General features: G+C 60.9%; 26 protein-coding genes. 8 read left to right on the top strand and 18 right to left on the bottom strand.

Annotated elements, in window-relative coordinates; genetic code table 11:
- Positions 1 to 65: 65 nt before the first annotated feature.
- From ACJ8QI_RS17400 to ACJ8QI_RS17380, 5 genes are all read right to left on the bottom strand, one after another.
- Positions 66 to 1,715 carry a Na+/H+ antiporter gene (locus tag ACJ8QI_RS17400; protein WP_025304430.1) on the bottom strand — a complete coding sequence of 550 codons (1,650 nt, stop codon included), beginning with the start codon at positions 1,713 to 1,715 and terminating at the stop codon, positions 66 to 68.
- 197 nt (positions 1,716 to 1,912) lie between these two features.
- Positions 1,913 to 3,274: an NCS2 family permease gene (locus ACJ8QI_RS17395; protein WP_004936819.1), complete on the bottom strand. Its 1,362-nt coding sequence runs from the start codon at positions 3,272 to 3,274 to the stop codon at positions 1,913 to 1,915.
- Between the two features lie 332 nt (positions 3,275 to 3,606).
- Positions 3,607 to 4,014: a VOC family protein gene (locus ACJ8QI_RS17390; RefSeq protein WP_149571916.1), complete on the bottom strand. Its 408-nt coding sequence runs from the start codon at positions 4,012 to 4,014 to the stop codon at positions 3,607 to 3,609.
- A gap of 47 nt (positions 4,015 to 4,061) precedes the next feature.
- A complete protein-coding gene (locus ACJ8QI_RS17385; protein ID WP_049201475.1) occupies positions 4,062 to 4,730 on the bottom strand; it encodes a glutathione S-transferase family protein in 669 nt (222 codons plus the stop codon).
- Positions 4,727 to 5,170 carry a lipocalin-like domain-containing protein gene (locus ACJ8QI_RS17380; RefSeq protein ID WP_033636188.1) on the bottom strand — a complete coding sequence of 148 codons (444 nt, stop codon included), beginning with the start codon at positions 5,168 to 5,170 and terminating at the stop codon, positions 4,727 to 4,729. Before ACJ8QI_RS17380 ends, ACJ8QI_RS17385 begins: the two co-directional genes overlap by 4 nt.
- A gap of 196 nt (positions 5,171 to 5,366) precedes the next feature.
- Between ACJ8QI_RS17380 and bhsA the strand changes: the two genes are divergently transcribed.
- The gene (bhsA, locus tag ACJ8QI_RS17375) at positions 5,367 to 5,627 is read left to right on the top strand and encodes a multiple stress resistance protein BhsA (protein ID WP_025304435.1); all 261 of its coding nucleotides are present in this window, start codon (positions 5,367 to 5,369) and stop codon (positions 5,625 to 5,627) included.
- A gap of 55 nt (positions 5,628 to 5,682) precedes the next feature.
- Here the strand turns inward: bhsA and ACJ8QI_RS17370 are convergent, their stop codons facing one another.
- The gene (locus ACJ8QI_RS17370; RefSeq protein ID WP_049201481.1) at positions 5,683 to 6,600 is read right to left on the bottom strand and encodes a LysR family transcriptional regulator; all 918 of its coding nucleotides are present in this window, start codon (positions 6,598 to 6,600) and stop codon (positions 5,683 to 5,685) included.
- A gap of 132 nt (positions 6,601 to 6,732) precedes the next feature.
- Here ACJ8QI_RS17370 and ACJ8QI_RS17365 point away from each other — a divergent pair, with 132 nt between their 5' ends.
- Positions 6,733 to 7,482 (top strand): 3-oxoacyl-ACP reductase family protein, encoded by a 750-nt coding sequence (locus ACJ8QI_RS17365; protein ID WP_060425175.1) that lies wholly within the window; start codon positions 6,733 to 6,735, stop codon positions 7,480 to 7,482.
- 63 nt (positions 7,483 to 7,545) lie between these two features.
- On the opposite strand, the gene ssb1 is transcribed toward ACJ8QI_RS17365, so the two are convergent.
- Positions 7,546 to 8,076, bottom strand: a complete 531-nt coding sequence (gene ssb1 / locus ACJ8QI_RS17360) for a single-stranded DNA-binding protein SSB1 (protein WP_004936793.1) — start codon at positions 8,074 to 8,076, stop codon at positions 7,546 to 7,548.
- Between the two features lie 277 nt (positions 8,077 to 8,353).
- Between ssb1 and uvrA the strand changes: the two genes are divergently transcribed.
- From uvrA to ACJ8QI_RS17345, 3 genes are all read left to right on the top strand, one after another.
- Positions 8,354 to 11,182, top strand: a complete 2,829-nt coding sequence (gene uvrA / locus ACJ8QI_RS17355) for an excinuclease ABC subunit UvrA (protein ID WP_049201484.1) — start codon at positions 8,354 to 8,356, stop codon at positions 11,180 to 11,182.
- Between the two features lie 329 nt (positions 11,183 to 11,511).
- Positions 11,512 to 12,318: a MipA/OmpV family protein gene (locus ACJ8QI_RS17350; RefSeq protein ID WP_204276035.1), complete on the top strand. Its 807-nt coding sequence runs from the start codon at positions 11,512 to 11,514 to the stop codon at positions 12,316 to 12,318.
- Positions 12,319 to 12,554: 236 nt separating this feature from the next.
- Positions 12,555 to 13,352, top strand: coding sequence for a M48 family metallopeptidase (locus tag ACJ8QI_RS17345; RefSeq protein ID WP_442532864.1), 798 nt, complete (start codon positions 12,555 to 12,557; stop codon positions 13,350 to 13,352).
- Positions 13,353 to 13,367: 15 nt separating this feature from the next.
- On the opposite strand, the gene maa is transcribed toward ACJ8QI_RS17345, so the two are convergent.
- The 5 genes from maa to ACJ8QI_RS17320 form a co-directional block, all read right to left on the bottom strand.
- Positions 13,368 to 13,925 carry a maltose O-acetyltransferase gene (gene maa, locus ACJ8QI_RS17340; protein ID WP_442532862.1) on the bottom strand — a complete coding sequence of 186 codons (558 nt, stop codon included), beginning with the start codon at positions 13,923 to 13,925 and terminating at the stop codon, positions 13,368 to 13,370.
- A 151-nt stretch (positions 13,926 to 14,076) separates the two neighbouring features.
- Entirely contained in the window at positions 14,077 to 14,430 is a 354-nt protein-coding gene (locus ACJ8QI_RS17335; protein WP_038874311.1) for an MmcQ/YjbR family DNA-binding protein, read from the bottom strand.
- A 4-nt stretch (positions 14,431 to 14,434) separates the two neighbouring features.
- On the bottom strand, positions 14,435 to 14,851 hold the full coding sequence (locus ACJ8QI_RS17330) for a secondary thiamine-phosphate synthase enzyme YjbQ (protein ID WP_004936779.1): 417 nt from the start codon (positions 14,849 to 14,851) through the stop codon (positions 14,435 to 14,437).
- 126 nt (positions 14,852 to 14,977) lie between these two features.
- On the bottom strand, positions 14,978 to 16,171 hold the full coding sequence (locus tag ACJ8QI_RS17325; protein WP_060440949.1) for an amino acid aminotransferase: 1,194 nt from the start codon (positions 16,169 to 16,171) through the stop codon (positions 14,978 to 14,980).
- Between the two features lie 80 nt (positions 16,172 to 16,251).
- Positions 16,252 to 16,725, bottom strand: a complete 474-nt coding sequence (locus tag ACJ8QI_RS17320) for an Lrp/AsnC family transcriptional regulator (RefSeq protein WP_049201491.1) — start codon at positions 16,723 to 16,725, stop codon at positions 16,252 to 16,254.
- Positions 16,726 to 16,940: 215 nt separating this feature from the next.
- Between ACJ8QI_RS17320 and ACJ8QI_RS17315 the strand changes: the two genes are divergently transcribed.
- Positions 16,941 to 17,708: a transporter substrate-binding domain-containing protein gene (locus tag ACJ8QI_RS17315; RefSeq protein WP_060425160.1), complete on the top strand. Its 768-nt coding sequence runs from the start codon at positions 16,941 to 16,943 to the stop codon at positions 17,706 to 17,708.
- Positions 17,709 to 17,752: 44 nt separating this feature from the next.
- On the opposite strand, the gene alr is transcribed toward ACJ8QI_RS17315, so the two are convergent.
- Positions 17,753 to 18,832, bottom strand: a complete 1,080-nt coding sequence (gene alr, locus ACJ8QI_RS17310; protein ID WP_060425158.1) for an alanine racemase — start codon at positions 18,830 to 18,832, stop codon at positions 17,753 to 17,755.
- 17 nt (positions 18,833 to 18,849) lie between these two features.
- Positions 18,850 to 20,274, bottom strand: coding sequence for a replicative DNA helicase (dnaB, locus tag ACJ8QI_RS17305; protein ID WP_025160134.1), 1,425 nt, complete (start codon positions 20,272 to 20,274; stop codon positions 18,850 to 18,852).
- Positions 20,275 to 20,441: 167 nt separating this feature from the next.
- Here dnaB and ACJ8QI_RS17300 point away from each other — a divergent pair, with 167 nt between their 5' ends.
- The gene (locus ACJ8QI_RS17300; protein ID WP_060425029.1) at positions 20,442 to 21,425 is read left to right on the top strand and encodes a quinone oxidoreductase; all 984 of its coding nucleotides are present in this window, start codon (positions 20,442 to 20,444) and stop codon (positions 21,423 to 21,425) included.
- Between the two features lie 300 nt (positions 21,426 to 21,725).
- Here the strand turns inward: ACJ8QI_RS17300 and pspG are convergent, their stop codons facing one another.
- The 3 genes from pspG to ACJ8QI_RS17285 all read right to left on the bottom strand — a co-directional run bounded on the left by pspG (position 21,726) and on the right by ACJ8QI_RS17285 (position 23,796).
- A complete protein-coding gene (gene pspG / locus ACJ8QI_RS17295; RefSeq protein ID WP_025304448.1) occupies positions 21,726 to 21,944 on the bottom strand; it encodes an envelope stress response protein PspG in 219 nt (72 codons plus the stop codon).
- Between the two features lie 157 nt (positions 21,945 to 22,101).
- Entirely contained in the window at positions 22,102 to 23,112 is a 1,011-nt protein-coding gene (gene dusA / locus ACJ8QI_RS17290; RefSeq protein WP_087762599.1) for a tRNA dihydrouridine(20/20a) synthase DusA, read from the bottom strand.
- 111 nt (positions 23,113 to 23,223) lie between these two features.
- Entirely contained in the window at positions 23,224 to 23,796 is a 573-nt protein-coding gene (locus ACJ8QI_RS17285; RefSeq protein WP_064290486.1) for a sugar O-acetyltransferase, read from the bottom strand.
- Positions 23,797 to 24,041: 245 nt separating this feature from the next.
- On the opposite strand from ACJ8QI_RS17285, the gene zur reads away from it, so the two are divergent.
- Entirely contained in the window at positions 24,042 to 24,554 is a 513-nt protein-coding gene (zur, locus tag ACJ8QI_RS17280; protein WP_015379223.1) for a zinc uptake transcriptional repressor Zur, read from the top strand.
- A gap of 102 nt (positions 24,555 to 24,656) precedes the next feature.
- On the opposite strand, the gene ACJ8QI_RS17275 is transcribed toward zur, so the two are convergent.
- The gene (locus tag ACJ8QI_RS17275; protein WP_004936743.1) at positions 24,657 to 24,866 is read right to left on the bottom strand and encodes a CsbD family protein; all 210 of its coding nucleotides are present in this window, start codon (positions 24,864 to 24,866) and stop codon (positions 24,657 to 24,659) included.
- Between the last annotated feature and the right edge of the window lie 100 nt (positions 24,867 to 24,966).

Raw genomic sequence — 24,966 nt, 5'->3', positions numbered from 1 at the left:
CAAGGGCCGCACAGGCGGCCCTTCGGGAAGAAATAAAGAGGAAAACATGATTCCTCTTCTGAGGTTTACCCTTCGCGTTCGATCAGCAGCGCTTCGAGCAAGTCGAGATCGTGCAGCAGTTTTTGCAGCGTCTCGTTGCTGATTTTCTGCGTGGCGCGCAGGTGGTACAGCTCGCCGCGCTCGGCGCGCAGCGCCGTCAGGCGGAAACGCCGCTCGAGGTTTTCCATCGCCAGCGCATTCTCGATATCGTCTTTCGACGCGATGCGCCGCCGCAGCATGCCCGTCACCCGCGAGCTGACCTCTTTCAACACCTGCGGATCGAGGTTCTCTTCGGTATCGGCGACCAGACGCTCTTCCATTTTATTCACGCTCTCGATTGCCACTTCGGCCGCCATGGCGATCGCCATGCGCTCTTCGTGCTTGCTGGCGCTCTTGTCGGCCACCTGCACGCCGCGCAGCAGCAGCGGCAATGCCAGCACGCCGACGATCAACGACAGCAGGATCACCCCGGCGGCGATAAACACCAGCTGATAGCGCGCCGGGAAGGCGGTGCCGTCGCTCAGCAACAGCGGTATCGACAGCACACCGGCCAGGGTAATCGCCCCGCGCACCCCGGCGAACGACGCCACCCACAGCTCACGCGTGCTGTAGTCGCCGAACTGCAGCGGGCGCTTTTTCATAAAGCGGTTGCTGGCCTTCTTCATCACCCACAGCCAGGTGAAACGCAGCACCAGCAGCGCGGCGTAGATGGTGGCCACGTCGGCGAACAGGTACCAGGTCTGGATGGTCGGATCCAGCTCCGCCTGCAGGATAGAGGTTTCAAGAATGCCCGGCAGCTGCAGGCCCAACATGATGAACACCATGCCGTTGAACACGAACTCCAGCATCGCCCATACGCTGTTGGCGCGCAGGCGCATCGCCAGCGGCGCGTTGCGGATCACGCCGGATTGGCTGATGGTCATCCCCGCCGCTACCGCCGCCAGGATGCCGGAGACGCCGATGTGTTCGGCGATCAGGTAAGAAGCGAACGGCAGCAGCAGCAGGAATACGATCTGGGTCGCCGGATCGTCGCCGCTCCAGCGGCTCATCACCCGCAGCGATTTACTGTAGGTCCAGGTGACCGCCACGCCGGCCAGCAGGCCGCCGATCGCCACTTTGAGGAACTCGAGGGTTGCGCCGCCCACGGTGAACACCATGGTGCCCATCGCCACCGCGATGGCGAACTTGAGCGACACCAGACCGGATGCGTCGTTCATCAGCGCCTCGCCTTCGAGCACGCCCATGATCGGCTTGGGAATGCGCCCTTTGCCGACGATGCCGGACAGCGCCACGGCATCGGTCGGCGACAGCACCGCCGCCAACGCGAAGGCCGCCACCAGTGGAATGCCCGGTACCATGGCGTAGATCAGATAGCCGACGCCGACCACGGTGATCAGCACCAGCACCAGCGCCAGGCCGAGAATTTCACGCCCGTGGTGCAGGAATTCGCGCGTTGGCGTTTTCCAGCCGTCGGCGAACAGCAGCGGCGGGATGAACAGCACCAGGAACAGTTCGGGATCAAAGTCGACGTGCAGCCCGAAATGCGGCCAGGCCAACAGGGCCCCGATGGCGATTTGCATCAGCGGCAGCGGCACCTGGAACGGCAACATGCGCGTCACCACCCCGGACAGGGAGACCACCAGGATCAAAATGAGGATTGTAAAAAAGATTTCCATGCTTTCCTTAGACTCTACGATTCAGACGACATCGGCTCAGGGCCTGCGTTGGTCCCGATAGTAGATCACTTTTTTTACAGCCGTTAAAGCTTGTTGTGCCTTTCAAAACGCGGTGCAGAGCAGAAGAAGACTTATCTTAAGAAGGGAAATGCCGTGACAGTTTCCCTCACCCGCCGGGCGAGGGAAACCTGAGGGTCTTAAATCGCCCAGCCGCCGGCGTAGAACGCCACCAGCGCCACGGCGATCAGCACGGTGCCGATGTTCAGCTTACGCCATTCGCCGGAGAAGATGCGGCCGATGACCAGCGAGCTGAAGCCCAGCATGATGCCGGTAACGATGTTGCAGGTCAGTACGATGAACACCGCACACAGCAGGCCGGCCATCGCGTCGACGAAGTCGTTGAAGTCCAGCTTGGTGACGTTGCTCAGCATCAGCAGGCCGACGTACATCAGCGCCGGTGCGGTGGCATAGACCGGCACCAGATAGGCCAGCGGCGACAGGAACAGGATCAGCAGGAACAGAATGCCGACCACGGTGGCGGTCAGGCCGGTCTTGCCGCCCGCGGCGGTGCCGGCGGCGGATTCGATGTAGACCGCGGCGGGCGCGGCGCCCACCAGGCCGGAGAAGATGCTGCTCAGGGAATCCGAGGTCAGCGCCTTGCCGCCGTTGATGATCTGCCCGTCTTTATCCAGCAGGTTGGCCTGCCCGGCCACCGCGCGGATGGTGCCGGTGGCGTCGAACACCGCGGTCATCACCAGCGCCAGCACGCTCGGCAACACCACCGGCTGCAATGCGCCCATGATATCCAGGCTGAAGATCAACGATTTGCCGTCAGCGTCCGCCAGGCTCGGCATGGCGAACAGCCCCTGGTATTTCACCGCCGGGTCGAAGATCAGGCCGATGATGGAAATGGCGATGATCACCAGCAAAATGCCGCCGGGCACGCGCAGTTTTTCCAGGCCGAAGATCACCGCCAGGCCGACCAGCGTCATCACCACCGGGAAGGAGGTGAACGCGCCGAGCGCCACCGGCAGGCCATCCAGCGGGTTCTTCACCACCAGGCCGACGCCGTTGGCGGCGATCAGCAGCAGGAACAGACCGATACCGATGCCGGTGCCGTGCGCCACGCCCATCGGCAGGTTGCGCAGGATCCAGGCGCGGATGCCGGTGACCGAGATAATGGTAAACAGTACGCCCATCAGGAACACCGCACCCAGCGCCACCGGAATGCTGATGTGCTGGCCCAGCACCAGGCTGAAGGCGGTGAAGGCGGTCAACGAGATCGCACAGCCGATCGCCATCGGCAGGTTAGCCCACAGCCCCATCAGCAGCGAGCCCAGCCCGGCCACCAGGCAGGTGGAGACAAACACCGCCGCCGGCGGGAAGCCCGCTTTGCCCAGCATGCTCGGCACCACGATCACCGAGTACACCATCGCCAGGAAGGTGGTTAGCCCCGCCACCACCTCCTGGCGCACGCTACTGCCGCGCGCGGAAATTTTAAAATAGCCATCAAGCCCGCCGGTTGGTTTTGCGGCGTGGTTCGCTTGAGAGTTCGACATAGGTTACTTCCCCTGTGTTTCATGAATCGGCCCGTCGCAGCAGGCCTGTAATCTCGCCCGCGCCCGATCGTCACGTAATCGTTTACGTCACGTTCCGCATCCTTGCCCTTCTGTCGCAGCGCCAACGGCGATGCGCACCAAGGCAAACGTTTAACTCGCAGCGCGCGGTACGGGTGATTTATGGTGGTTTATTCAAGGCAAACGATTATCCTGCCTTCCATAGCGTCTAATCAACTAAAGATCGCGGCAATTTATGCAGAAAGCGGTGGGAATGATGCCAGCACGATAAAACCGGGGCGACGGGCGCCCCGGCGAACGCCGTCGCGGCAGGGTTATTGCGTCTGCACCGCAGCGGGATCCATATACATCAATTCCCAGATATGGCCATCCAGATCCTGAAAACCGTGGCCGTACATCACGCCGTAGTCCCGCGGCGGGTGGTAGGTGTTGCCGCCGCCGACGACCGCCTTGCGCACCAGTTCGTCCACCGCCGCCCGGCTGGGTTGCGACAGACATACCAGCACTTCGGTGGCCTGCTTGGCGTCGCCGATCGGGTTCGGGGTAAACATCCTGAATTTGTCGTGGGTCAGCAGCATCACGTAAATCGTGTCGCTGACCACCATGCACGCGGCGGTGTCATCGGTAAATTGCGGGTTGAAAGTGAAACCCAGGTGGGTGAAGAACGCCATCGAGGCGGGCAGATCGCTGACGGGCAGGTTAACGAAGATTTGCGTAGCCATGGGCTACCTCCGATGAAGAATGACCCCATCGAGTATAGCCCATCCGGTTAGCTCAGCAGGTCGTAAGGGCCGCCCTGCTCCAACGCCCGCTGGTAGGCGGGCCGGGCGTGAATGCGCTGCAGAAAACCGCGCAGTTTCGGGCAATCATCCAACGCGCCGCGCGCCGCCATCGCCTCCAGCGGGAAGCTCATCTGAATGTCCGCCGCGCTGAAGTCGTTGCCGACAAACCAGCTGCCCTTGTTCAGGTGCTGTTCGAGGAATTCGCAGTGCGGCGCGATCTGCTTGTCGAGATATTCGCGCTGCACGCCCTTGCCGATCGCGCCGGCCACCGGCCGCAGCAGCCAGGGGATCGGCGGCTGCCCGAGCCGGCTGAACACCAGTTTCATCACCAACAGCGGCATCAGCGATCCTTCGGCGTAGTGCAGCCAGTAGCGGTATTGCTGGCGCGCGTGGAAGTCGGTCGGCATGAACATCCCTTGCGCGTCATAGGCTTCCTGCAGGTATTCGATGATGGCGCCGGATTCCGCCAGCGTCAGATCGCCGTCGACGATCACCGGTGATTTGCCCAGCGGATGGATCTTTTTCAGCGCCGCCGGCGCCAGCATAGTCTGCGGATCGCGTTCGTAGCGTTGCACCTGATAGGGCACGCCCAGCTCTTCCAGAAACCACAGAATGCGCTGCGACCGCGAGTGATTGAGATGATGAACAATGATCATAAAGAAGCTCCTGTCCGCTGCCACACCAGTTCACCCACCTGCACGCCGTTGCCGAGCTGCAAGGGCACTGTGCGCAACGTCAGCCGATCGCCGCTGAAAGCGTAAAAACGCACCTGACGGCTGCCTACCCAGTTGGGGAACGAACAGCCTTCGACCTGATGCACCACCCGCTGTTCGCTTTCCTCCACCTGATAGCGGCCGAAGTAGCAAATCATATTGATGAAGGCCGCGCGGATCTCCCGCTCGGACCCCTGCGCCAAATCGTCGGCGGCGAAACGCGGCCGCACGGCGCTGTACAGCTGCGCCGCCATCGTGCCGTTGGCCTCATAGTGGATGCGCCCCAGCACCTGCTCACCCAGCGGGTAATTCAGCTCGCCGTCCTGGTTCTCAAATGCCGAGGACACCAGCGCCCAACTGCCGATAAATGCGTTTACCGTCATTACGCTTCTCCGGTTAAGGATCGTCTGTAAAGGGTAGTGGCGATTTTTACCGCGCGCCAGCGGGTGAAAAAACAATCAATTTATTTGACAGAGATACTCAAAACTCTCCGATTTTTTATTCCGCCCCGTCGCACTATTATTTAACATATCGAGAGACAACGGGCTCTCATCCAATCAATACGCTGAGGAACACATCATGAAAAACGTCAAAATTTTTGCTACCGCTGCACTGCTGGCTACCGCTTCTTTTGCTACCTTCGCCGCTGACCTGCCATCCAGCCAACCCGCTGCAGACGCCCAGAAAATCGGCGTAGTCTCCGTTAGCGGCGCCACCAACCTGAGCGCGCTGGAAAGCGAACTGGCCAGCAAAGCCGCCGCGTCGGGCGCCAGCTCATACCGCATCGTCGCCGCCGGCGGCCAGAACAAACTGTACGGCACCGCAGAAATCTTCAACTGATCGTCGAACAGCCAACCGACGGAAGAAAGAAGCCCCGCAAGGGGCTTTTCTCGTTTTAGCGGGCGTCGAAGCGTGTCGCCAGCTTCTGCAGGCGAAACTGCTCGGTGATGAAATCGACAAAAACCCGGGTTTTGGTCGGTAAGAATTTGGTGGTGGGAAAATAAAGGTGCATGCTGCCGCGATCGACATACCAACCCGGCAACACCCGCACCAGGCGGCCGTTTTCCAGATAGGGCACCGCATTCGGCATGGCGATCAAGGCAATGCCCAAGCCCATTTCCGCCGCCCGCGCCGCCGCCTCCGGCTCGTTTACCGTCATGCCGATCGCCATCGCCGGCGCATGCTGCTCGTTTTCCGCATTGCGCAGCGGCTGATGGCGGATGCGCCCGGTCTGTGGCGAACGGATGAAAATCCCGGTGTGTTGCGCCAGCTGTTCCGGCTGCCGCAGCGGCGGCCGTTGCCGCAGATAATCCGCCGAAGCCACCAACACGCCGTGTGCGGGCGCCAGCTCGCGCGCAATCATCCCCTGAGCCAGTTCGATGCCGCCGCCCAACGCGGCGTCGAAGTGCTCGCCGATCAGATCCACCTGGCGATTATCGAAATGCCAGTCCGGCACGATCGCCGGATAACGCGCCAAAAAATCCGGCAACATCGGCAACACGAAATTCAGACCGAAAGCGGTGCCCATGCTGATCCTCAGGCTGCCGGCCGCCACGCCGCCGCTGCTGCTCAGGCCCTTCAACGCGCACTGAATCGACTGCAGGCCACCGCTGACTTCCTGCAAAAAACGCTCGCCCTCTTCGGTCAGGATCAGCTGGCGAGTGTTGCGCTGGAACAGGCGCACGCCAACCAGCGTCTCCAGCCGGGTGACGTTTTTGCCCACCGCCGCCGGGCTGAGGCCCAGCTTGCGGCCGGCGGCGGAAAAGCTGCCGTTTTCCGCGCTGCTGACGAAGCATTCCAGGTGTCCCAGCATACTTTTCCTCTATGGATTTCAAACTAATGGTTTGAACTGATTATAGCTCTTTGTGGCTAGTGGCCGTGCCGGCGATCTCCGATACTGAATGCCGGCACTTTACTTTACCCTCACCCACTTTGGAGAAATAACATGACCACAGCACACCCTCTGCAAGGCAAAGTCGCGTTCGTTCAAGGCGGTTCACGCGGCATCGGCGCCGCCATCGTTAAACGGTTGGCGAGTGAAGGCGCCGCCGTCGCCTTTACCTACGCCGCCTCGGCCGATCGCGCCGAAGCGGTGGCAAGCGCCATCACCGCCGCCGGCGGCAAAGCCCTCGCCATCAAGGCCGACAGCGCCGATGCGGCGGCGCTGCAGCAGGCGGTGCGCCAGGCGGTCAGCCAGTTCGGCAATCTGGATATTCTGGTGAACAACGCCGGGGTGTTTACGCTGGGCAGCACCGAGGAACTGGCGTTGGAAGACCTGGATCGCATGCTGGCGGTCAACGTGCGCAGCGTGTTCGTCGCCAGCCAGGAGGCGGCGCGCCACATGAACGACGGTGGCCGCATCATCCACATCGGCAGCACCAACGCCGAGCGCGTGCCGTTCGGCGGCGCGGCGGTGTATGCGATGAGCAAATCGGCGCTGGTCGGCCTGACCAAAGGCATGGCGCGCGATCTCGGCCCGCGCGGCATCACCGTCAATAACGTGCAGCCCGGCCCGGTGGACACCGAAATGAACCCGGATGCCGGCGAGTTCGCCGATCGGCTCAAGCAGCTGATGGCGATCGGCCGCTACGGCAAAGATGAAGAGATCGCCGGCTTCGTCGCCTACCTCGCCGGCCCGCAGGCGGGTTATATCACCGGCGCCAGCCTGAGCATCGACGGCGGCTTCTCGGCGTAACCGCCCCTGAAATGCAAAAAGCCCCGTGAAGGGGCTTTTTTGTTGGCTGCAAACGGCCGGATATCAGAACGGGATATCGTCGTCGAAATCCATTGGCGGTTCGTTGCTGGTTGCCGGAGCGCTGTTCTGCGCCGGGCGAGACTGCTGCTGGCCGCCGCTGAACTGGTTGCCGCCCTGTGGCTGCTGAGGCTGGCCCCAACCGCCCTGGCCGCCGGCAGATTGACCGGCCGGTGCGCCGCCGCCCTGACGGCCGCCCAGCATCTGCATGGTGCCGCCGACGTTAACCACGATCTCGGTGGTGTAGCGATCCTGGCCGCTCTGATCCTGCCATTTACGGGTCTGCAGGGAGCCTTCGATGTAGACCTGAGAGCCTTTGCGCAGGTATTCGCCCGCCACTTCGGCCAGTTTGCCGAACAGCACGACGCGGTGCCACTCGGTCTTCTCTTTCTGTTCGCCGGTCGCCTTGTCACGCCAGCTTTCGGAGGTCGCCAGGGTAATGTTGGCCACTGCGCCGCCGTTCGGCATGTAACGGACTTCTGGATCCTGACCCAGATTCCCGACCAGAATTACTTTGTTTACGCCTCTGCTGGCCATGAGCACTTCTCCCGATGATTGATTTCTACACAGTATAAACGCGTCAGTTTACCACGCTGAGTGCGAAACCACACCCGTGTTGATAAGTGCGAATTGCATTCCAGAATTGTCTTTTCGATCGACCTTGTTGCATTCGCATACTGGATATTCATTCAGGTTTTTTTGTGTCATAATTATGCGTTTCGACCAGGCTGTGCCGGTTTTTTGCGAGATCCATCACAAAATCCCCCGCAAAAATCGCGACAGGCGCGGTGTATCATCAAGACGGGAAGTGTAAATGGACAATATCGAAGTTCGTGGTGCTCGAACCCATAATCTGAAAAACATCAACCTGATCATCCCGCGTGACAAACTGATCGTCGTCACCGGCCTGTCCGGTTCCGGCAAGTCATCGCTGGCTTTCGATACGCTGTATGCCGAAGGGCAACGCCGCTACGTCGAATCGCTCTCCGCCTATGCGCGCCAGTTCCTGTCGCTGATGGAAAAACCCGACGTCGACCATATCGAAGGCCTGTCGCCGGCGATCTCCATTGAGCAGAAATCCACCTCGCACAACCCGCGATCCACGGTCGGCACCATCACCGAGATCCACGACTACCTGCGCCTGCTGTTCGCCCGCGTCGGCGAGCCGCGCTGCCCGGATCACCATGTGCCGCTGGCGGCGCAAACCGTCAGCCAGATGGTCGATAACGTGCTGAGCCAACCGGAAGGCAAACGCCTGATGCTGCTGGCGCCGGTGGTGAAAGACCGTAAGGGCGAGCACACCAAAACGCTGGAAAACCTAGCCGCCCAGGGCTACATCCGCGCGCGCATCGACGGCGAAGTGTGCGATCTGTCCGATCCGCCGAAGCTGGAGCTGCAGAAGAAACACACCATCGAAGTGGTGGTCGACCGTTTCAAGGTGCGCGACGACATGGCGCAGCGCCTGGCCGAATCGTTCGAAACCGCGCTGGAGTTGTCCGGCGGCACTGCGGTGGTGGCGGACATGGACGACGAGAAAGCGGACGAGCTGCTGTTTTCCGCCAACTTCGCCTGCCCGATCTGCGGCTACAGCATGCGCGAGCTGGAACCGCGCCTGTTTTCCTTCAACAACCCGGCCGGCGCCTGCCCGACCTGCGACGGCCTGGGCGTGCAGCAGTTCTTCGATCCGGATCGCGTGGTGCAAAACCCCGAGCTGTCGCTGGCCGGCGGCGCGATCCGCGGCTGGGATCGCCGCAACTTCTATTACTTCCAGATGCTGCGCTCGCTGGCGGAGCATTATGAGTTCGACGTAGAGGCGCCGTTCAACACCCTGAGCGCCAACGTACAGAAGGCGGTACTGAGCGGCTCCGGCAAAGAGTCGATCGAATTCAAGTACATCAACGATCGCGGTGACACCACCGTGCGCCGCCATCCGTTCGAAGGCGTGCTGCACAACATGGAGCGCCGCTACAAAGAGACCGAATCCAGCGCGGTGCGCGAAGAGCTGGCGAAGTTCATCAGCAACCGCCCTTGCGCCTCGTGCCACGGCACCCGCCTGCGCGAAGAAGCGCGCAACGTGTTCGTCGAAGACACCACGCTGCCGGAGATCTCCGATTTGAGCATCGGCCATGCGATGACCTTCTTCCAGAACATGAAGCTCAGCGGCCAGCGTGCCAAAATCGCCGAAAAAGTGCTGAAAGAGATCGGCGATCGCCTGAAATTCCTGGTGAACGTCGGCCTGAACTACCTGTCACTGTCCCGCTCGGCGGAGACGCTCTCCGGCGGCGAAGCGCAGCGTATCCGTTTGGCCAGCCAGATCGGCGCCGGCCTGGTGGGCGTGATGTACGTGCTGGATGAGCCGTCGATCGGCCTGCACCAGCGCGACAACGAGCGCCTGCTGGAAACGCTGATCCACCTGCGCAACCTCGGCAACACGGTGATCGTGGTGGAGCATGACGAAGACGCCATCCGCGCCGCCGATCACGTGATCGACATCGGCCCCGGTGCCGGCGTGCACGGCGGCCAGGTGGTGGCGGAAGGCACCGTCGACGACATCATGGCGCAGCCGGACTCGCTGACCGGCCAGTTCCTCAGCGGCAAGCGCGAGATCGCCATTCCGGCGCAGCGCGTGCAGGCCGATCCGACCAAGGTGCTGAAGCTGAGCGGCGCGCGCGGCAACAACCTGAAAGACGTGACGCTGACGCTGCCGGTTGGGCTGTTTACCTGCATCACCGGCGTTTCCGGCTCCGGCAAATCGACGCTGATCAACGATACGCTGTTCCCGATCGCTCAGCGCCAGCTCAACGGCGCCACCATCGCCGAACCGGCGCCGTTCCGCGAAGTGACCGGCCTGGAACATTTCGACAAGGTGATCGACATCGATCAAAGCCCGATCGGCCGCACGCCGCGCTCCAACCCGGCCACCTACACCGGCATTTTTACCCCGGTGCGCGAGCTGTTCGCCGGCGTGCCGGAATCGCGCAGCCGCGGTTATACGCCGGGCCGTTTCAGCTTCAACGTCAAGGGCGGGCGCTGTGAAGCCTGCCAGGGCGACGGGGTAATCAAGGTCGAGATGCACTTCCTGCCGGACATCTACGTGCCGTGCGACCAGTGCAAGGGCAAGCGCTATAACCGCGAAACGCTGGAAGTGAAGTACAAGGGCAAGAGCATCCACGAAGTGCTGGAGATGACCATCGAAGAAGCGCGTGAGTTCTTCGACGCGGTGCCGGCGCTGGCGCGCAAGCTGCAGACCCTGATGGATGTCGGCCTGTCGTACATCCGTCTCGGCCAGTCGGCCACCACGCTCTCCGGCGGTGAGGCGCAGCGCGTCAAGCTGGCGCGCGAGCTGTCGAAACGCGGCACCGGCCAGACGCTGTATATCCTCGACGAGCCGACCACCGGTCTGCACTTCGCCGATATCCAGCAGTTGTTGGCGGTGCTGCATCAGCTGCGCGATCAGGGCAACACCATCGTGGTCATCGAGCATAACCTGGACGTGATCAAGACCGCCGACTGGATCGTCGATCTGGGGCCGGAAGGCGGCAGCGGCGGCGGCGAAATCCTGGTCGCCGGCACGCCGGAAACCGTGGCCGAGTGTGAAAAATCGCACACCGCACGCTTCCTGAAACCGCTGCTGGAAAAATAACGGCGGGTTATCCCTCTCAACGAGGCGGCCTATTCCGCCTCGTTGAGCAATCAACATATCCCTTTCTGAAAAACATTAAATCATCTTCTCTGCATCATGCCTTTAAAAACAGGCGCTTTGAGCCCTGCCAATAATAAACTCGCCCAATCATGCCACTCGTTTGGCTGTTGTTTATTCCCCATGCTTTTCACTGTTGCGGTGAAATAACGCCAAGGACGCGCCGTCGTCTGCCAATTAATCAATATAAACCTGGCGTTTATAAATAAGCTGCAATTAATCGCCGGCCTGCGGGCCGTATATTCAATGGGATGATATAAAAGGTGTTTAACGTGGATACTAAACTGGGAACCTCTGTCGCCGCGCTGTTATTTCTGTTTCCCTTCGCCGCTCAGGCGCAGGACGGCGAGGCCTCTTTAACGCTCGCCGGCGGCCTTGCCGTCGCCCCCGCCTATGAAGGCTCTTCTTTTTACAGCATTGAACCCTTGTATCAGGTGAACGCCGGCTATCAAAACGCCAGCTGGGGGGAGTTCAGCGCAGGCAGCGAGGGGGCCCGCTGGCAATTCCCGCTCGCCGGCCCCGTCGGCATCGCGTTATTGCTCAACTATGACGCCGGCCGTGACGAGGAAATCAGAACCTTGCGCGGGCGCAACACCCGACTCAAGGGCATGGGCAAGCTGGGTGGCGCACTGGAGGCCGGCGCCGAACTGAGCTACCAACTCGATCCCTTCCGCGCCTACGTAAAAGGCATGCAGGCAACGCGCAAGCGCAGCTACGGCGGGGAAGAACTGGGCCACACGGCCTATGTGGAAACCGGGCTCACCGGGCAATATCCACTCAGCGAACAGCTGACATTGATCGGCAACCTTTCCACCACCTGGGCCAACAGCGGCTATCAGCGCGGCTATTTCGGCGTGACGTCGCAGCAGGCACAGCGCAGCGCTTTCAGCGCTTATCGGCCGGGCAGCGGCTTCAAGGACGCGACCCTCACCGCCGCGCTCAATTACCAATGGCGACCGAACGTGGCCTTCCAGGCCGGGGTCGGCGTGACCCGTCTGCTGGGCGACGCGGCCGACAGCCCTATCGTCGAAAAAACCACGTCGGGTATGGCCTTCACCAGCGCCAGCTACAGCTTCTGACGTTTTACCCAATGAGAGCGAGCGCGTACGCCCGTCAGATAACGCCATAACGCGGCGGCGAAAAAATAAACTATAGTTTAACGAATTGTGAGATAAACAGGCGGATAATTAAACCATGCCATATTTACCTGACAATATCTGGCGTTGCTCTCCCTTATTAAGGATATTTTATGTGCCAACATCATTCGACAGAATGTCGTAACTTCACGGCATTTCGCCACCGCTGGGAAATGCCCATGATCTGGCTATCGGCGATAATAACGCTTCTCGGTTTTTTATTTGGCATCGCCGCTATCGTCGCGTCCTCGGACGAGACGATTCTGGGATTAGGCACGGAAGCCAAAGAAACATTGGATACGCTCAGTCTGTTCGCCTTATTACCGCTGATCCCTATCGCTTTCTATATTTATCGTTTCTATCTCGCCGCCCAGGCGAAATCCAACGCCTTGCGCGTCGGGCCGGCACAATTTCCCGAGCTGTTCGCGCTGTATCAGGATATTGGCCGCCGCCTGGAGCTCAAGACGCTGCCGAAGCTCTACCTGACCAACGGCAACGGCGTGGTCAACGCCTTCGCGCTGGAATGCAACCGCCGTCAGCGCTATGTGGTGATCCACGCTGAAATCGCCATGCTGATGCCCACCGCGCCGGAGATCGTGGAGTTCGTGCTGGCGCACGAGCTGGCCCACCATAAGCTGCGCCACGTGTCGCTGTGGCGCCTGGCGATCGGCGTCGTACCGCAATCGCTGATGCTGCCCGGCCTGGCGACCACCCGCGCACAGGAGTATTCCGCAGACCGCGTGGCGCTCGCCGTCTGCCCGAATTACGCCGACACGGTGCGGCTGCTGGCCGTCGGCCCCTGGATGCAGCACGGCGTGAACCCGCAGGCCTGGCTGGAACAGTGCGAAGAAGAGAACAAGGAGCTGTTTGTCCGCATCAGCAACCTGCTGTCGGATCATGCGGTGATGGTCAAACGCTTCAAGGCGCTCAAAGACATTGAGATGCACGGCTTCGAGCGCCACGGCAGCATGTTTTAATCCGCCCCGCCGGGCCTACAGCGTTTTCAGCACCCGCGCGGGGTTGCCGCCCACCACGCAGTTGGCCGACACGTCTTTGGTCACCACCGCGCCGGAGGCCACGACCGCATTGTCGCCGATGGTCACGCCCGGGTTGATCACCGCGCGTCCGCCAATCCATACGTTGTCGCCAATCTTGACCGGCTTACCGAACTCCGCGCCGCCGACGCGGGTCTCAGCGTCCAGCGGATGGGTCGCGGTGTAAATATGCACGCCCGGTGCCAGCAGGCAGTTGTCGCCGATATGCACCTCGCACACGTCGAGGATCACGCAGTCGAAATTGGCGTAGAAGTTCTTGCCGAGATAGATGTTATAGCCGTAGTCGCAGCGGAAGGTCGGCTCGATGGTGCCGCCCTGATAGCCGCCCAGCAGCTCACCCAGCCACTGTTTACGCAGTTCGCCCTCTTCCGGCGAGGAGTGGTTATAGCGATGCGTCAGCTGGCGCGCGCGCCGACGCTCGCTGCGCAGCAGGTCATCGCCGGCGTCGTACAGCTCCCCGGCGATCATCTTGCGCTTTTCTTCGCTGATGGCCATGTCGGCCTCCTTATGTTATCCGCGTTTCTTGAATGCCCAAGCGTAGCCGCTTTTGCCTGACGACAAAAAGGGAACGTTCCCAATTCAAAATCACGATCACGCTTTGACACGAAAAAACAGGAGAAAAACGGGCGGCGCCGCCGCCCGGCAATCAGGCGCGCAGTTCCTGGCGCACGTGTTCGGGCAGGCCTTCCACCACCAGCTGATAGGAGCTGTCGATCAGCGTGTAAAACTGCGAGTTCGGCAGGTTGCCGTCGAGAAACACCGTGTTCCAGTGCGCCTTGTTCAGGCCGGCGCAGGCGACGATCTCAGGATGGTGTTCACGCAGGCTTTCCGCCAGCTCCGGGCTGGACTTGACCGCCAGCGCCGGCCGCCCTTCGACCTCGCACACCATGGCGAACATCACGTCGCCTACCTTGATCTGACTGGCCTGCCACTGGTTTTGGTCGCTTTGCTCCGCGCCCGGCTTCGCCATGCAGTACTCCAGCAATGCGCTGTTATTCATTGGGTTACTCCCCCTGTAATGTGGCCACAATACGGCGTGCTCCGCCGTGGATGCGGTGCTCCCCCAGCCAGATGCCCTGCCATGTGCCCAACATCAGCCGCCCGTGCCTGACGGGCAGCGTCAAGGACGCGCCCAGCAGCGAGGATTTGATGTGCGCCGGCATGTCGTCCGGCCCTTCGTAGTCATGCTGATAGGGTGCGTTTTCCGGCACCTGACGCAGGAAATGCTGCTCCATATCGGCTCGCACCGTGGGATCGCAGTTCTCGTTGAGCGTCAGCGAGGCCGAGGTATGCTGCAGCAACAGATGCAGCAGGCCGGTTTGCAGGCGGTGTAAGTGGGTTAACTGGTTGACGATCTCGTCGGTAACCAGATGAAAGCCACGCGCTTTTGCGCTGAGGATTAGCGTTTGCTGATGCCACATGAGTGAGCGCCCCTCAATCAGTATATTCTCTCTCCGGTTTGCGGCAACTTCGGCGGCGCGCCGGCAATAAAAAAGGAGCGATATCGCTATCGCTCCCCGATGAACGTCCGTTCAGGCTAACAGACGTTACTGCACCGCGGCAAACGCCTCGGCCACCTGACGCACGTTGTTGTGGTTCAGGCCGGCCACGCACATGCGGCCGCTGTGGATCAGGTAGACGCCGAACTCTTCACGCAGGCGATCGACCTGCGCCGCGCTGAAGCCGGTATAGCTGAACATGCCGCGCTGCGCCAGCAGGTAATCGAAGTTGCGCTGCGGCAGCGCGCTCTTCAGGGTGTCCACCAGCGCGTGACGCATCTCGAGAATGCGGGTGCGCATGCTCTCCACTTCGTCCAGCCATTGGGTTTTCAGCTGGGCGTCGTTCAGCACCTTGGCCACCAGCTGCGCGCCGAAATTTGGCGGGCTTGAGTAGTTGCGGCGCACGGTGGCCTTCAGCTGGCCCAGCACGCGCCCGGCCGCCTCTTCGCTTTCGCACACCACCGACAGGCCGCCGACGCGCTCGCCGTACAGCGAGAAGATCTTCGAGAACGAGTTGCTCACCAGGCACGGCAGGCCGGCCGCCGCGATGGCGCGAATGGCGTAGGCGTCCTGCTCCATGCCGCCGCCGAAGCCCTGGTAGGCGATGTCGAGGAACGGAATGATTTCACGCTCGGCGATCACCTTGACCACCTCATCCCACTGGGCAGGGGTCAGGTCGGAACCGGTCGGGTTGTGGCAGCACGGGTGCAGCAGCGCGATGCTGTGCTTCGGCAGCTGTTTCAGCGCCGCGAGCATGGCGTCGAACTTCACGCCCAGACTTTCGCTGTCGAAATAAGGGTAGGTATTCACCTTGAAACCAGCGCCGCTGAAAATGGCGACGTGGTTTTCCCAGGTCGGATCGCTGACCCACACCTGCGAATCCGGGAAGTAGCTTTTCAGGAAGTCGGCGCCCACTTTCAACGCGCCGGAACCGCCGACGGTCTGAATGGTGGCGATACGCCCCTGCTGCAGCATCGGGTGCTGCGCGCCGAACAGCAGATGCTGGATGGCGGAACGGTAGGGTTGCAGCCCTTCCATCGGCAGGTATACCGAGGCGCCGTGCTCGACGCTGTTCAACTGCGCCTCCGCCGCGGCGACCGCCCGCATCTGCGGAATGATGCCCTGCGCATCGTAGTACAGGCCGATACTCAGGTTCACCTTGTGCGCGCGCGGGTCTTGTTTGAATTTTTCCATCAGCGACAGAATGGGATCGCCGGCATAGGCGTCAACGTTCTGGAACACGGGGTTTTTCTCCTGGTTTATTTATTGTGGTTTGGGCACAGCGTTACGTTCCTAATATAGACGGAAAACCGCATTCGGTTTTAGCTTTCTCGCGCCACCGGCAATAAACCGTTTTCCTTGATGCGATTGAGCACCACCGCCGTTTTGATATGCGCCACGCTTTTGTGCGGCGACAGCGTCTGGCTGATGAATTCGCTCAGCGCCGGCAGGTCCGCCACCGCCACTTTCAGCAGGTAATCGGCGTCGCCGGTGGTCTTGTAAGCGTCGAGGATCGCATCCACCTCCTCCAGCATCTGATGAAAGCTGTCGATCTGCTCTTGGGCGTGCGTGATCAGGCTGACTTCGATCAGCCCCACCAGCCCCAGGCCGACCGCCTCCGGCGCCAGCCGCGCGTGGTAGCCGCGGATCAGCTGCGCCTGCTCCAGGCTGATGCGCCGCCGCGAACACTGGGAGGCGGAGAGCCCCACCAGCTCGCTCAGCTCCTGATTGGTCAGCCGGCCGTTGGCCTGTAACAGCGTCAGGATTTTCATATCAAAATCGTCAATGTTGTACATAGCCACCTGTAAACTGTGTTAATAAATGTTGACGTTACAGCCTACCAGTTTTTTTACCGTTGCCGACGTCACACCCTGGCGCTTAAATCGCGTACAGCAGCAAAGCCCGGCGTTTTCACCGGTAAGCGGCATAAAAAACGGCTAACTCATGCAGGCAAACGACAATTAACGGCGAAGTAACGCATAAAACCACGAATGTATAAAAAGGACGCCAGATGAAAAAGTTACTCCCTCTCGCGCTGCTGCTCGCCGCCGGCAGCGCCGGCGCGCAATCCCACCTGGATAAGGTGCTGCAGCAAAAGACCCTGGAGGTCTGCACCACCGGCGACTACAAGCCCTATACCTTCCTCAAGGAAGACGGCAGCTATGAAGGCATCGATATCGACATGGCGGAATCGCTGGCCAAGAGCCTGGGCGCGAAAGTGAAGTGGGTGAAGACCAGTTGGAAAACCTTGACGCCGGACTTCACCTCCGGCAAGTGCGACATTGCGATGGGCGGTATCTCCGTCACACTGGAGCGGCAAAAGCAGGTGTTCTTCGCCGACAAGCTGGATACCGACGGCAAAATCCCGCTGGTGCGCTGCACCGACGTGAAGAAATACCGCACTCTCGAGCAGATCAACAAACCGTCGGTGCGTCTGTTGGAACCGGCGGGCGGCACCAATGAAGCCTTCGTGCACGCCTATCTGCCAAAGGCCAAACTGACGCTCACGCACGACAACATGAGCATTTTCCAACAGCTGGTGGACCGCAAGGCAGACGTGATGATCACCGACGCCTCCGAGGCGCTGTACCAGCAGAAGCGCTATCCGAAGCTGTGCGCGGTGAATCCGACCAAACCGATGCAGTACGGCGAGAAGGCTTACATGCTGCCGCGCGACGATCTGAGCTGGAAACTGTATGTGGATCAGTGGCTGCACCTGGCCAAGGCGACCGGCGAATATCAGAAGATTATCGATAAGTGGTTGGCGGTAAAGAAGTAACCCGCTGAGAAACGGGGCCGACGCGCGTCGGCCCCTGCGGCGTTTCAGTCGCCGATGTATTCCATCGCCACGCGCTGCGTGAGCTTGGTGATCAGCTCGTAAGCGCTGATGCCGGTGCAGACGGCGATGCGCTCGACCGGCAGCGCCGGCCCCCACAGCACCGCTTCATCCCCCACCTTATCGGCGGCGGCCGGCCCGAGATCGACCGAAATCATGTCCATCGACACCCGGCCGACGATCGGCACTTCGCGGCCGTTGATCAGGATCGGCGTACCGGTCGGCGCGCTGCGCGGGTAGCCGTCGCCGTACCCCATCGCCACCACGCCCAGCCGGGTATCCCGCGGGCTGACCCAAGTGCCGCCGTAACCGACCGCTTCGCCGGCCTTGTGCTCGCGCACCGCGATCAGGCTGGACTTCAGCGTCATCGCCGGCTGCAGCCCATGCTCGGCGCCGCTGCCGTTATCCAGCGGCGACACGCCGTACAAAATAATGCCGGGGCGTACCCACTCGTTGTGGGCATCAGGCCACAGCAGCGTGCCGCCGGAGGCGGCGACCGAGCGCTGGCCCGGTTTGCCGCGCGCGAACTGCTCGAAGCAGGCGATCTGTTTCAACGTGGTGTCGGATTCCGGCTCGTCGGCGCGGCTGAAGTGACTCATGATATTGACCGGCTGCGCCACGTTGCGGCAGGCGCACAGGCGCTGATAAAACGCCTCCGCGTGTTCGGGGCGCACCCCCAGCCGATGCATGCCGGTATCGAGCTTCATCCACACCGGCACCGGACGCGCCAGCTCGGCCTGCTCCAGCGCTTCGAGCTGTTCGATGCTGTGCACCGCGGTTTCGATGTTGTTCGCCACCAGCACCGGCAGATCTTCGGCACTGAAGAAGCCTTCCAGCAGCAGGATCGGTTTGACGATGCCGCCGGAGCGCAGCATCAGCGCTTCGCCGATGCGCGCCACGCCGTAGCAGTCGGCGTCTTGCAGGGTGTGTGCTGTTTCCAGCAGGCCATGTCCATAAGCGTTTGCTTTCACAACGGCAATCAGGCGGCTTTGCGGCGCCTGGCGGCGCACCTGTTGCAGATTATGTCGCAGAGCGCGGCGGTCGATTACAGCGGTTGCCGCTTTCATTTCAGTTCCTTAGCTGATTATTCGTCATCGTATTGTGGCCCCGCGTAGTTGTCGAAACGCGACCACTGGCCGTTAAAGGTAAGGCGCACGGTGCCGATCGGGCCGTTACGCTGCTTACCGATAATAATTTCCGCGATCCCTTTCAGATCGCTGTTCTCGTGATACACCTCATCACGATAGATGAACATAATCAGGTCAGCATCCTGCTCGATAGAGCCGGATTCACGCAGGTCGGAGTTGACCGGGCGCTTATCGGCGCGCTGCTCCAGGCTTCGGTTCAGCTGCGACAGCGCCACCACCGGCACCTGCAGCTCTTTCGCCAGCGCCTTCAGCGAGCGCGAAATCTCGGCGATCTCCAGCGTACGGTTGTCGGACAGGGCCGGCACGCGCATCAGCTGCAGGTAGTCGATCATGATGAGGCTAAGCCCGTCGTGCTCGCGGAAAATGCGCCGCGCGCGCGAGCGCACTTCGGTCGGCGTCAGGCCGGAGGAGTCGTCGATGTACATGTTGCGCTTCTCCAGCAGGATACCCATGGTGCTGGAAATGCGCGCCCAGTCCTCGTCGTCGAGCTGGCCGGTACGGATGCGCGTCTGATCCACGCGCGACAGCGACGCCAGCATACGCATCATGATCTGTTCGCCGGGCATCTCCAGGCTGAAGATCAGCACCGGTTTTTCCTGGGTCATCGCGGCGTTTTCGCACAGGTTCATGGCGAAGGTGGTTTTCCCCATCGATGGACGGGCGGCGACGATGATCAGATCGGACTTTTGCATGCCCGCAGTTTTCTTGTTGAGGTCCTGATAGCCGGTATCGACCCCGGTCACGCCGTCGTGCGGCTGCTGATACAGCTGCTCGATACGCGATACGGTGTCTTCCAGGATGCGCTCGATGCCCTTCGGGCCTTCGTCTTTGCTGGCGCGGTTCTCGGCGATTTGGAATACGCGAGATTCCGCCAGATCGAGCAGGTCTTCGCTGCTGCGCCCCTGCGGATCGTAGCCGGCGTCGGCGATCTCGTTAGCCACCGAGATCATCTCGCGCACCACCGCGCGCTCGCGCACGATGTCGGCGTAGGCGCCGATGTTGGCGGCACTCGGGGTGTTTTTCGACAGCTCTGCCAGGTAGGCGAAGCCGCCGACCGAGTCCAGCTCGCCTTTCTGCTCCAGCGATTCGGACAGGGTGATGAGGTCGATAGGCTTGCTCATCTCCAGCAGACGCTGCATCTCGGTAAAGATCAGGCGATGCGGGCGGCTGAAGAAGTCGTTGGCGACCACGCGCTCCGCCACGTTGTCCCAGCGCTCGTTATCCAGCATCAAACCGCCCAACACCGACTGCTCGGCCTCCAGCGAGTGCGGCGGCATCTTCAGCCCTTCCATCTGACGATCTCTGGAACGCTCTCTGGTTTCGTCCGCGTTTGTTTTGTTGGTTGGTTTTTTTCCTGCCATGAAACGTAGTCTTTATCCGGTTGCGAATGAAGGATCTTGACGCGAGAGTATACGTGATTTTTGCGTCATAACCGATGCAAAAAAGGTATTGAATCCCGCACGGGTGAACTGGATCTCCGATACTAAAAAGAATAGGGTGAAATCAGACACTCAAACGAGGTAACGATATGGCCAAGCGCATTCAGTTTTCCGCCACCGGCGGACCGGAAGTCTTGCAATACGTTGATTTTACACCGCTCGATCCCGCCGCCGGCGAAGTGCAGATCGAGAACAAGGCGATCGGCATCAACTACATCGACACCTATGTGCGCAGCGGGCTGTACGCCCCGGCGAGCCTGCCGAGCGGCCTCGGCACCGAGGCGGCCGGCGTGGTGGTCAAGGTTGGCGCCGGCGTCAGCGCGATCAAACCGGGCGACCGGGTGGTGTATGCGCAGTCGTCGCTCGGCGCCTACAGCGAAGTCCACAACGTGCCGGAAGAAAAAGTGGCGCTGCTGCCGCACAACCTCAGCTTTGAGCAGGGCGCCGCTTCTTTCCTCAAAGGGCTGACGGTGCACTACCTGCTGCGCCAGACCCACGACGTGCAGCCGGGTGAAGTGTTCCTGTTCCATGCCGCCGCCGGCGGGGTTGGGCTGATCGCCTGCCAATGGGCCAAAGCGCTGGGCGCGCGCCTGATCGGCAGCGTCGGCTCCGACGAAAAGGCCGCGCTGGCGAAACAGGCCGGCGCCTGGGCCACCATCAACTACCACAAAGAGGATATCGCCCAGCGGGTGGCCGAGCTGACTCACGGCGAGAAGGTTGGCGTGGTGTACGATTCGGTGGGGCAAAGCACCTGGCAGGCCTCGCTCAACAGCCTGAAACGGCGCGGCCTGATGGTCAGCTTCGGCAACGCCTCCGGCCCGGTGACCGGCGTCGATCTGGCACTGCTGAATCAGAAGGGCTCACTGTACGTCACCCGCCCTTCCCTTAACGGCTACATCACCAACCGCGCCGAGCTGCAGTACGCCAGCAACGAGCTGTTCTCGCTGATCGGCAGCGGCGCCATTCGGGTGGAGGTGAAAGACGAGCAGAAATTTGCGCTGGCCGACGCCCAGCGGGCGCACCAAGTGCTGGAAAGCCGCGGCACCAGCGGCTCCAGCCTGCTGATCCCCTAATTGCCGCAAAAGAAAAGGGCTCCTTACGGAGCCCTTTCTGTTACTGCGTTTTGTAGGGGTAGAGCAGAGTCCGCCAGAGACAGGGGGTTGCTTCAGCAACACGAATTTTGGTTGTCTCTCACGGTGATGAAATCGGTCGCATCACTGCATCGACAAACATCCTAACAGCCCCGTCCGGCAAAAAACACGCTTTATGTGCCACATCGCGCGGCAAAACTGCCAAGCTGTGATCGCTGCCGCATTAGCGGGGCGGCAAGTTGTGCAAGTTTCATCGCGACTGACTGATTATTCAGCAAAAAATCAGTAACGTCTGGCCTGCGGTTTCTGCATCGACCGGTAAATCCATACCCCGACGACCGCCAAAATCAGCCACGGCAGCAGCTTGATGACCACCGCGAACAACCCGCCCAACAGCATGAACGCCGCCGCCACCAACAGCGCAGCGAAGATCCCCAGCAGCGAGATGCCGGTCACCATCAGCATCACCACAAAGCCAATGAGAAAGAAGATTTCCAACATGATTGCTCCTTTGCAATACAACGTATCTGCTGAGGGAATTACAAGAAGCGTGCCAGAATGGCGGAAGGGCTAACCTATTGAAAAGATGGGGCAGGCATCCGGCAACGCGCCGAATGCCTGGCGAAAAAGACTAACTGTTAGTCAAAATTTTTGTGGGTTACGCCATTTCCACACGCGGCTGACGCACCAGCGCCAGCGCCTGCTCCACCACCCGCGCATCGGCGCCCGGCTTGTGGGCGTTCTCGCTCAGGTGGCGACGCCACTGGCGCGCGCCCGGCACGCCCTGGAACAAACCGAGGATGTGGCGGGTGATGTGGCCGAGATAGGTGCCGTTGGACAGCTCGCGCTCAATGTACGGATACAGCGCTTCGACGATCGCCACGCTGTCCGGCACTGCGGTCTGCGCGCCGAACAGTTCGCTGTCGACCTGCGCCAGGATGCCCGGATTCTGGTACGCCTCGCGCCCCATCATCACGCCGTCCAGATGCTGCAGATGCTGCTGCGCCTCTTCCAGCGTTTTCACCCCGCCGTTGATGGCGATGGTCAGCGCCGGGAAATCCCGCTTCAGCTGATAAACGCGCGGGTAGTCCAGCGGCGGCACTTCGCGGTTCTCTTTCGGGCTGAGGCCGGAGAGCCAGGCCTTGCGCGCGTGGATGGTGAACATGTCGCACTCGCCGCGCCCGGCGACGGTTTGGATAAAGTCGCACAGGAAGGCGTAGCTGTCCTGATCGTCGATGCCGATGCGGGTCTTCACCGTCACCGGGATCGACACCACGTCGCGCATCGCCTTGATGCAGTCGGCGACCAGCGTCGCCTGCCCCATCAAACAGGCACCGAACATGCCGTTTTGCACGCGATCGGACGGGCAGCCGACGTTGAGGTTAATCTCGTCGTAACCGCGCTGCTCCGCCAGTTTGGCGCAGTGCGCCAACGCGGCCGGATCGCTGCCGCCCAGCTGCAGCGCCACCGGATGCTCTTCTTCGCTGTAGGCCAGGTAGTCGCCCTTGCCGTGAATGATCGCGCCGGTGGTCACCATTTCGGTGTACAGCAGCGTTTCCTTGGTCAGCAGGCGGTGGAAGTAACGGCAATGACGATCGGTCCAGTCGAGCATCGGCGCGATGGAGAAACGATTGGCGGCGTAGGTTGGGGCGTGGTTGTCTTTCGTCATGCTGAGTTACTGGCTACCTGAGTCTGTCTGGGTTTAACGAACGGCGCGCGGCCGCAAACGGCTATTATAACGACAATCGGCGCCGTTGGGAAAATCGCCTTCGTTTCCCCCCTATTCCAACGTGCGGATAACCCGGCACGGCTGCCCCAGCGCCAGCACGTTGGCCGGGATGTCGCCGGTCACGATGCTGCCCGCGCCGATAGTCGTGCCGTCGCCGATGGTCACGCCCGGCAAGATCACCACGTTACCGCCGATCCATACGTTGCTGCCGATGGACACCGGCTGCGCCGAGGTGCGGAAAGGAAAGGCCGGGTCGCCGGTAAAGCGTTCGCCGGCCTTCAGCGGGTGGCTCGGCGTGTAGATTTGCACGTTGGGGCCGATCAGCGTGTTGTCGCCGATGGTGATGGTATTGCAGTCGAGGAACACCGCATTGACGTTGATAAAACAGTTTTTACCGATGCGGACATGCTGCCCGTAGTCGCACCAGAACGGCGTTTCGATCCAGCTCGCCTCACCCCAGGCGCCGAACAGTTCGCCGAGCAGGCGGTTTTTCTCGTCCGCCTGATGCGAATCCAGCGTCCCCAGGCTTTTGGTCAACGCCCTGGCCCGATGGTACATCGCAATCAATTCTTCATCGCGGCTGTTGTACTCCAGGCCGCTTAACAGCTTCTCTCTTTCCGTCATCACACAAGGCTCCTGTTCGTCACGCGGGTGAAGCGCGTTATACCGCTCTCGCCAGCGGCTCTCCAGCGCTAAAATCGGCAATGTTGATTTGCCGCCCGGCGGAGGGGAAAAGTTGTGATGCATCTCTCTTTTAGCGACCTCGACGCGCTTTTCCCTGCGCTATCCTCAGGGGAAAAGGGGGCAACTCTCGGCGATTCGCCGTAATCATGGTAAAATCGGCTTTTTTACGTACCGGGATATTTGCGATGAACTCAACCACCCAGGAAAAGCTGCTGGCGCAGGCGGAACGCCTCTGCCAACAACGCAATGTGCGATTGACGCCGCAACGGCTGGAAGTGCTGCGTCTGATGACTCAGCAACCCGGTGCAATCAGCGCTTATGACCTGCTCGATCTGCTGCGCGTCGCCGAACCGCAGGCCAAGCCGCCGACGGTATACCGCGCGCTGGATTTTCTGCTGGAGCAAGGGTTCATCCATAGAGTGGAGTCCGCCAACAGTTACGTGCTGTGCCACCACTTCGAACAGCCGATGCACACGTCCGCACTGTTTATCTGCGACCGCTGTGGCCAGGTGACCGAACGCACGACAGAAGGCGTAGAGGAAACGCTGCAGAAGCTGGCACAGGAAGCTGGATTTGCGCTGCGGCACAGCGTGGTGGAAGCACACGGTCTGTGCGCCGGCTGCGTGGAGGTTGAGGCGTGCGACAGCAAGCATGACTGCGCCGAACACGATCACAGCATCGCCATCAAGAAGAAGTAAGACGAAGTCAGGTACCTCCCTGTACCTGCGGCCGGGGCGCCAGAGGATGAGAGCGACGCCGGCCTGCGCTGGGTAAGCCGCCTTCAATGGCGGCTCTGCAAATCACCAGCGGTGTTTGGTGTGATCTTCCCAGGCTTTCACCTCTTTCTCGGCCGCCTCTTTCTGGTAACCGTAGCGCTCCTGGATTTTGCCGACCAGCTGTTCGCGTTTCCCTTCGATGACCGTCAGATCGTCATCGGTCAGCTTGCCCCATTTTTCCTTCACTTTGCCTTTCAGCTGCTTCCAGTTACCGTCGGCTTGATCTTTATTCATAGTCTCTCCGCTAACCTGTGGTGAATCAGTGATCCCTGTCGCCGGCCGGGATTAACCAGAAATTTTTCTGGCCGATACGCCCTTCACCTTAAGGAATATC

This window comes from Serratia sp. CY84636 (genome assembly GCF_052166245.1).
In the GTDB taxonomy this organism is placed as follows: Bacteria; Pseudomonadota; Gammaproteobacteria; order Enterobacterales; family Enterobacteriaceae; genus Serratia; species Serratia nevei.
This window is presented reverse-complemented; position numbering and strand designations above follow the sequence as displayed.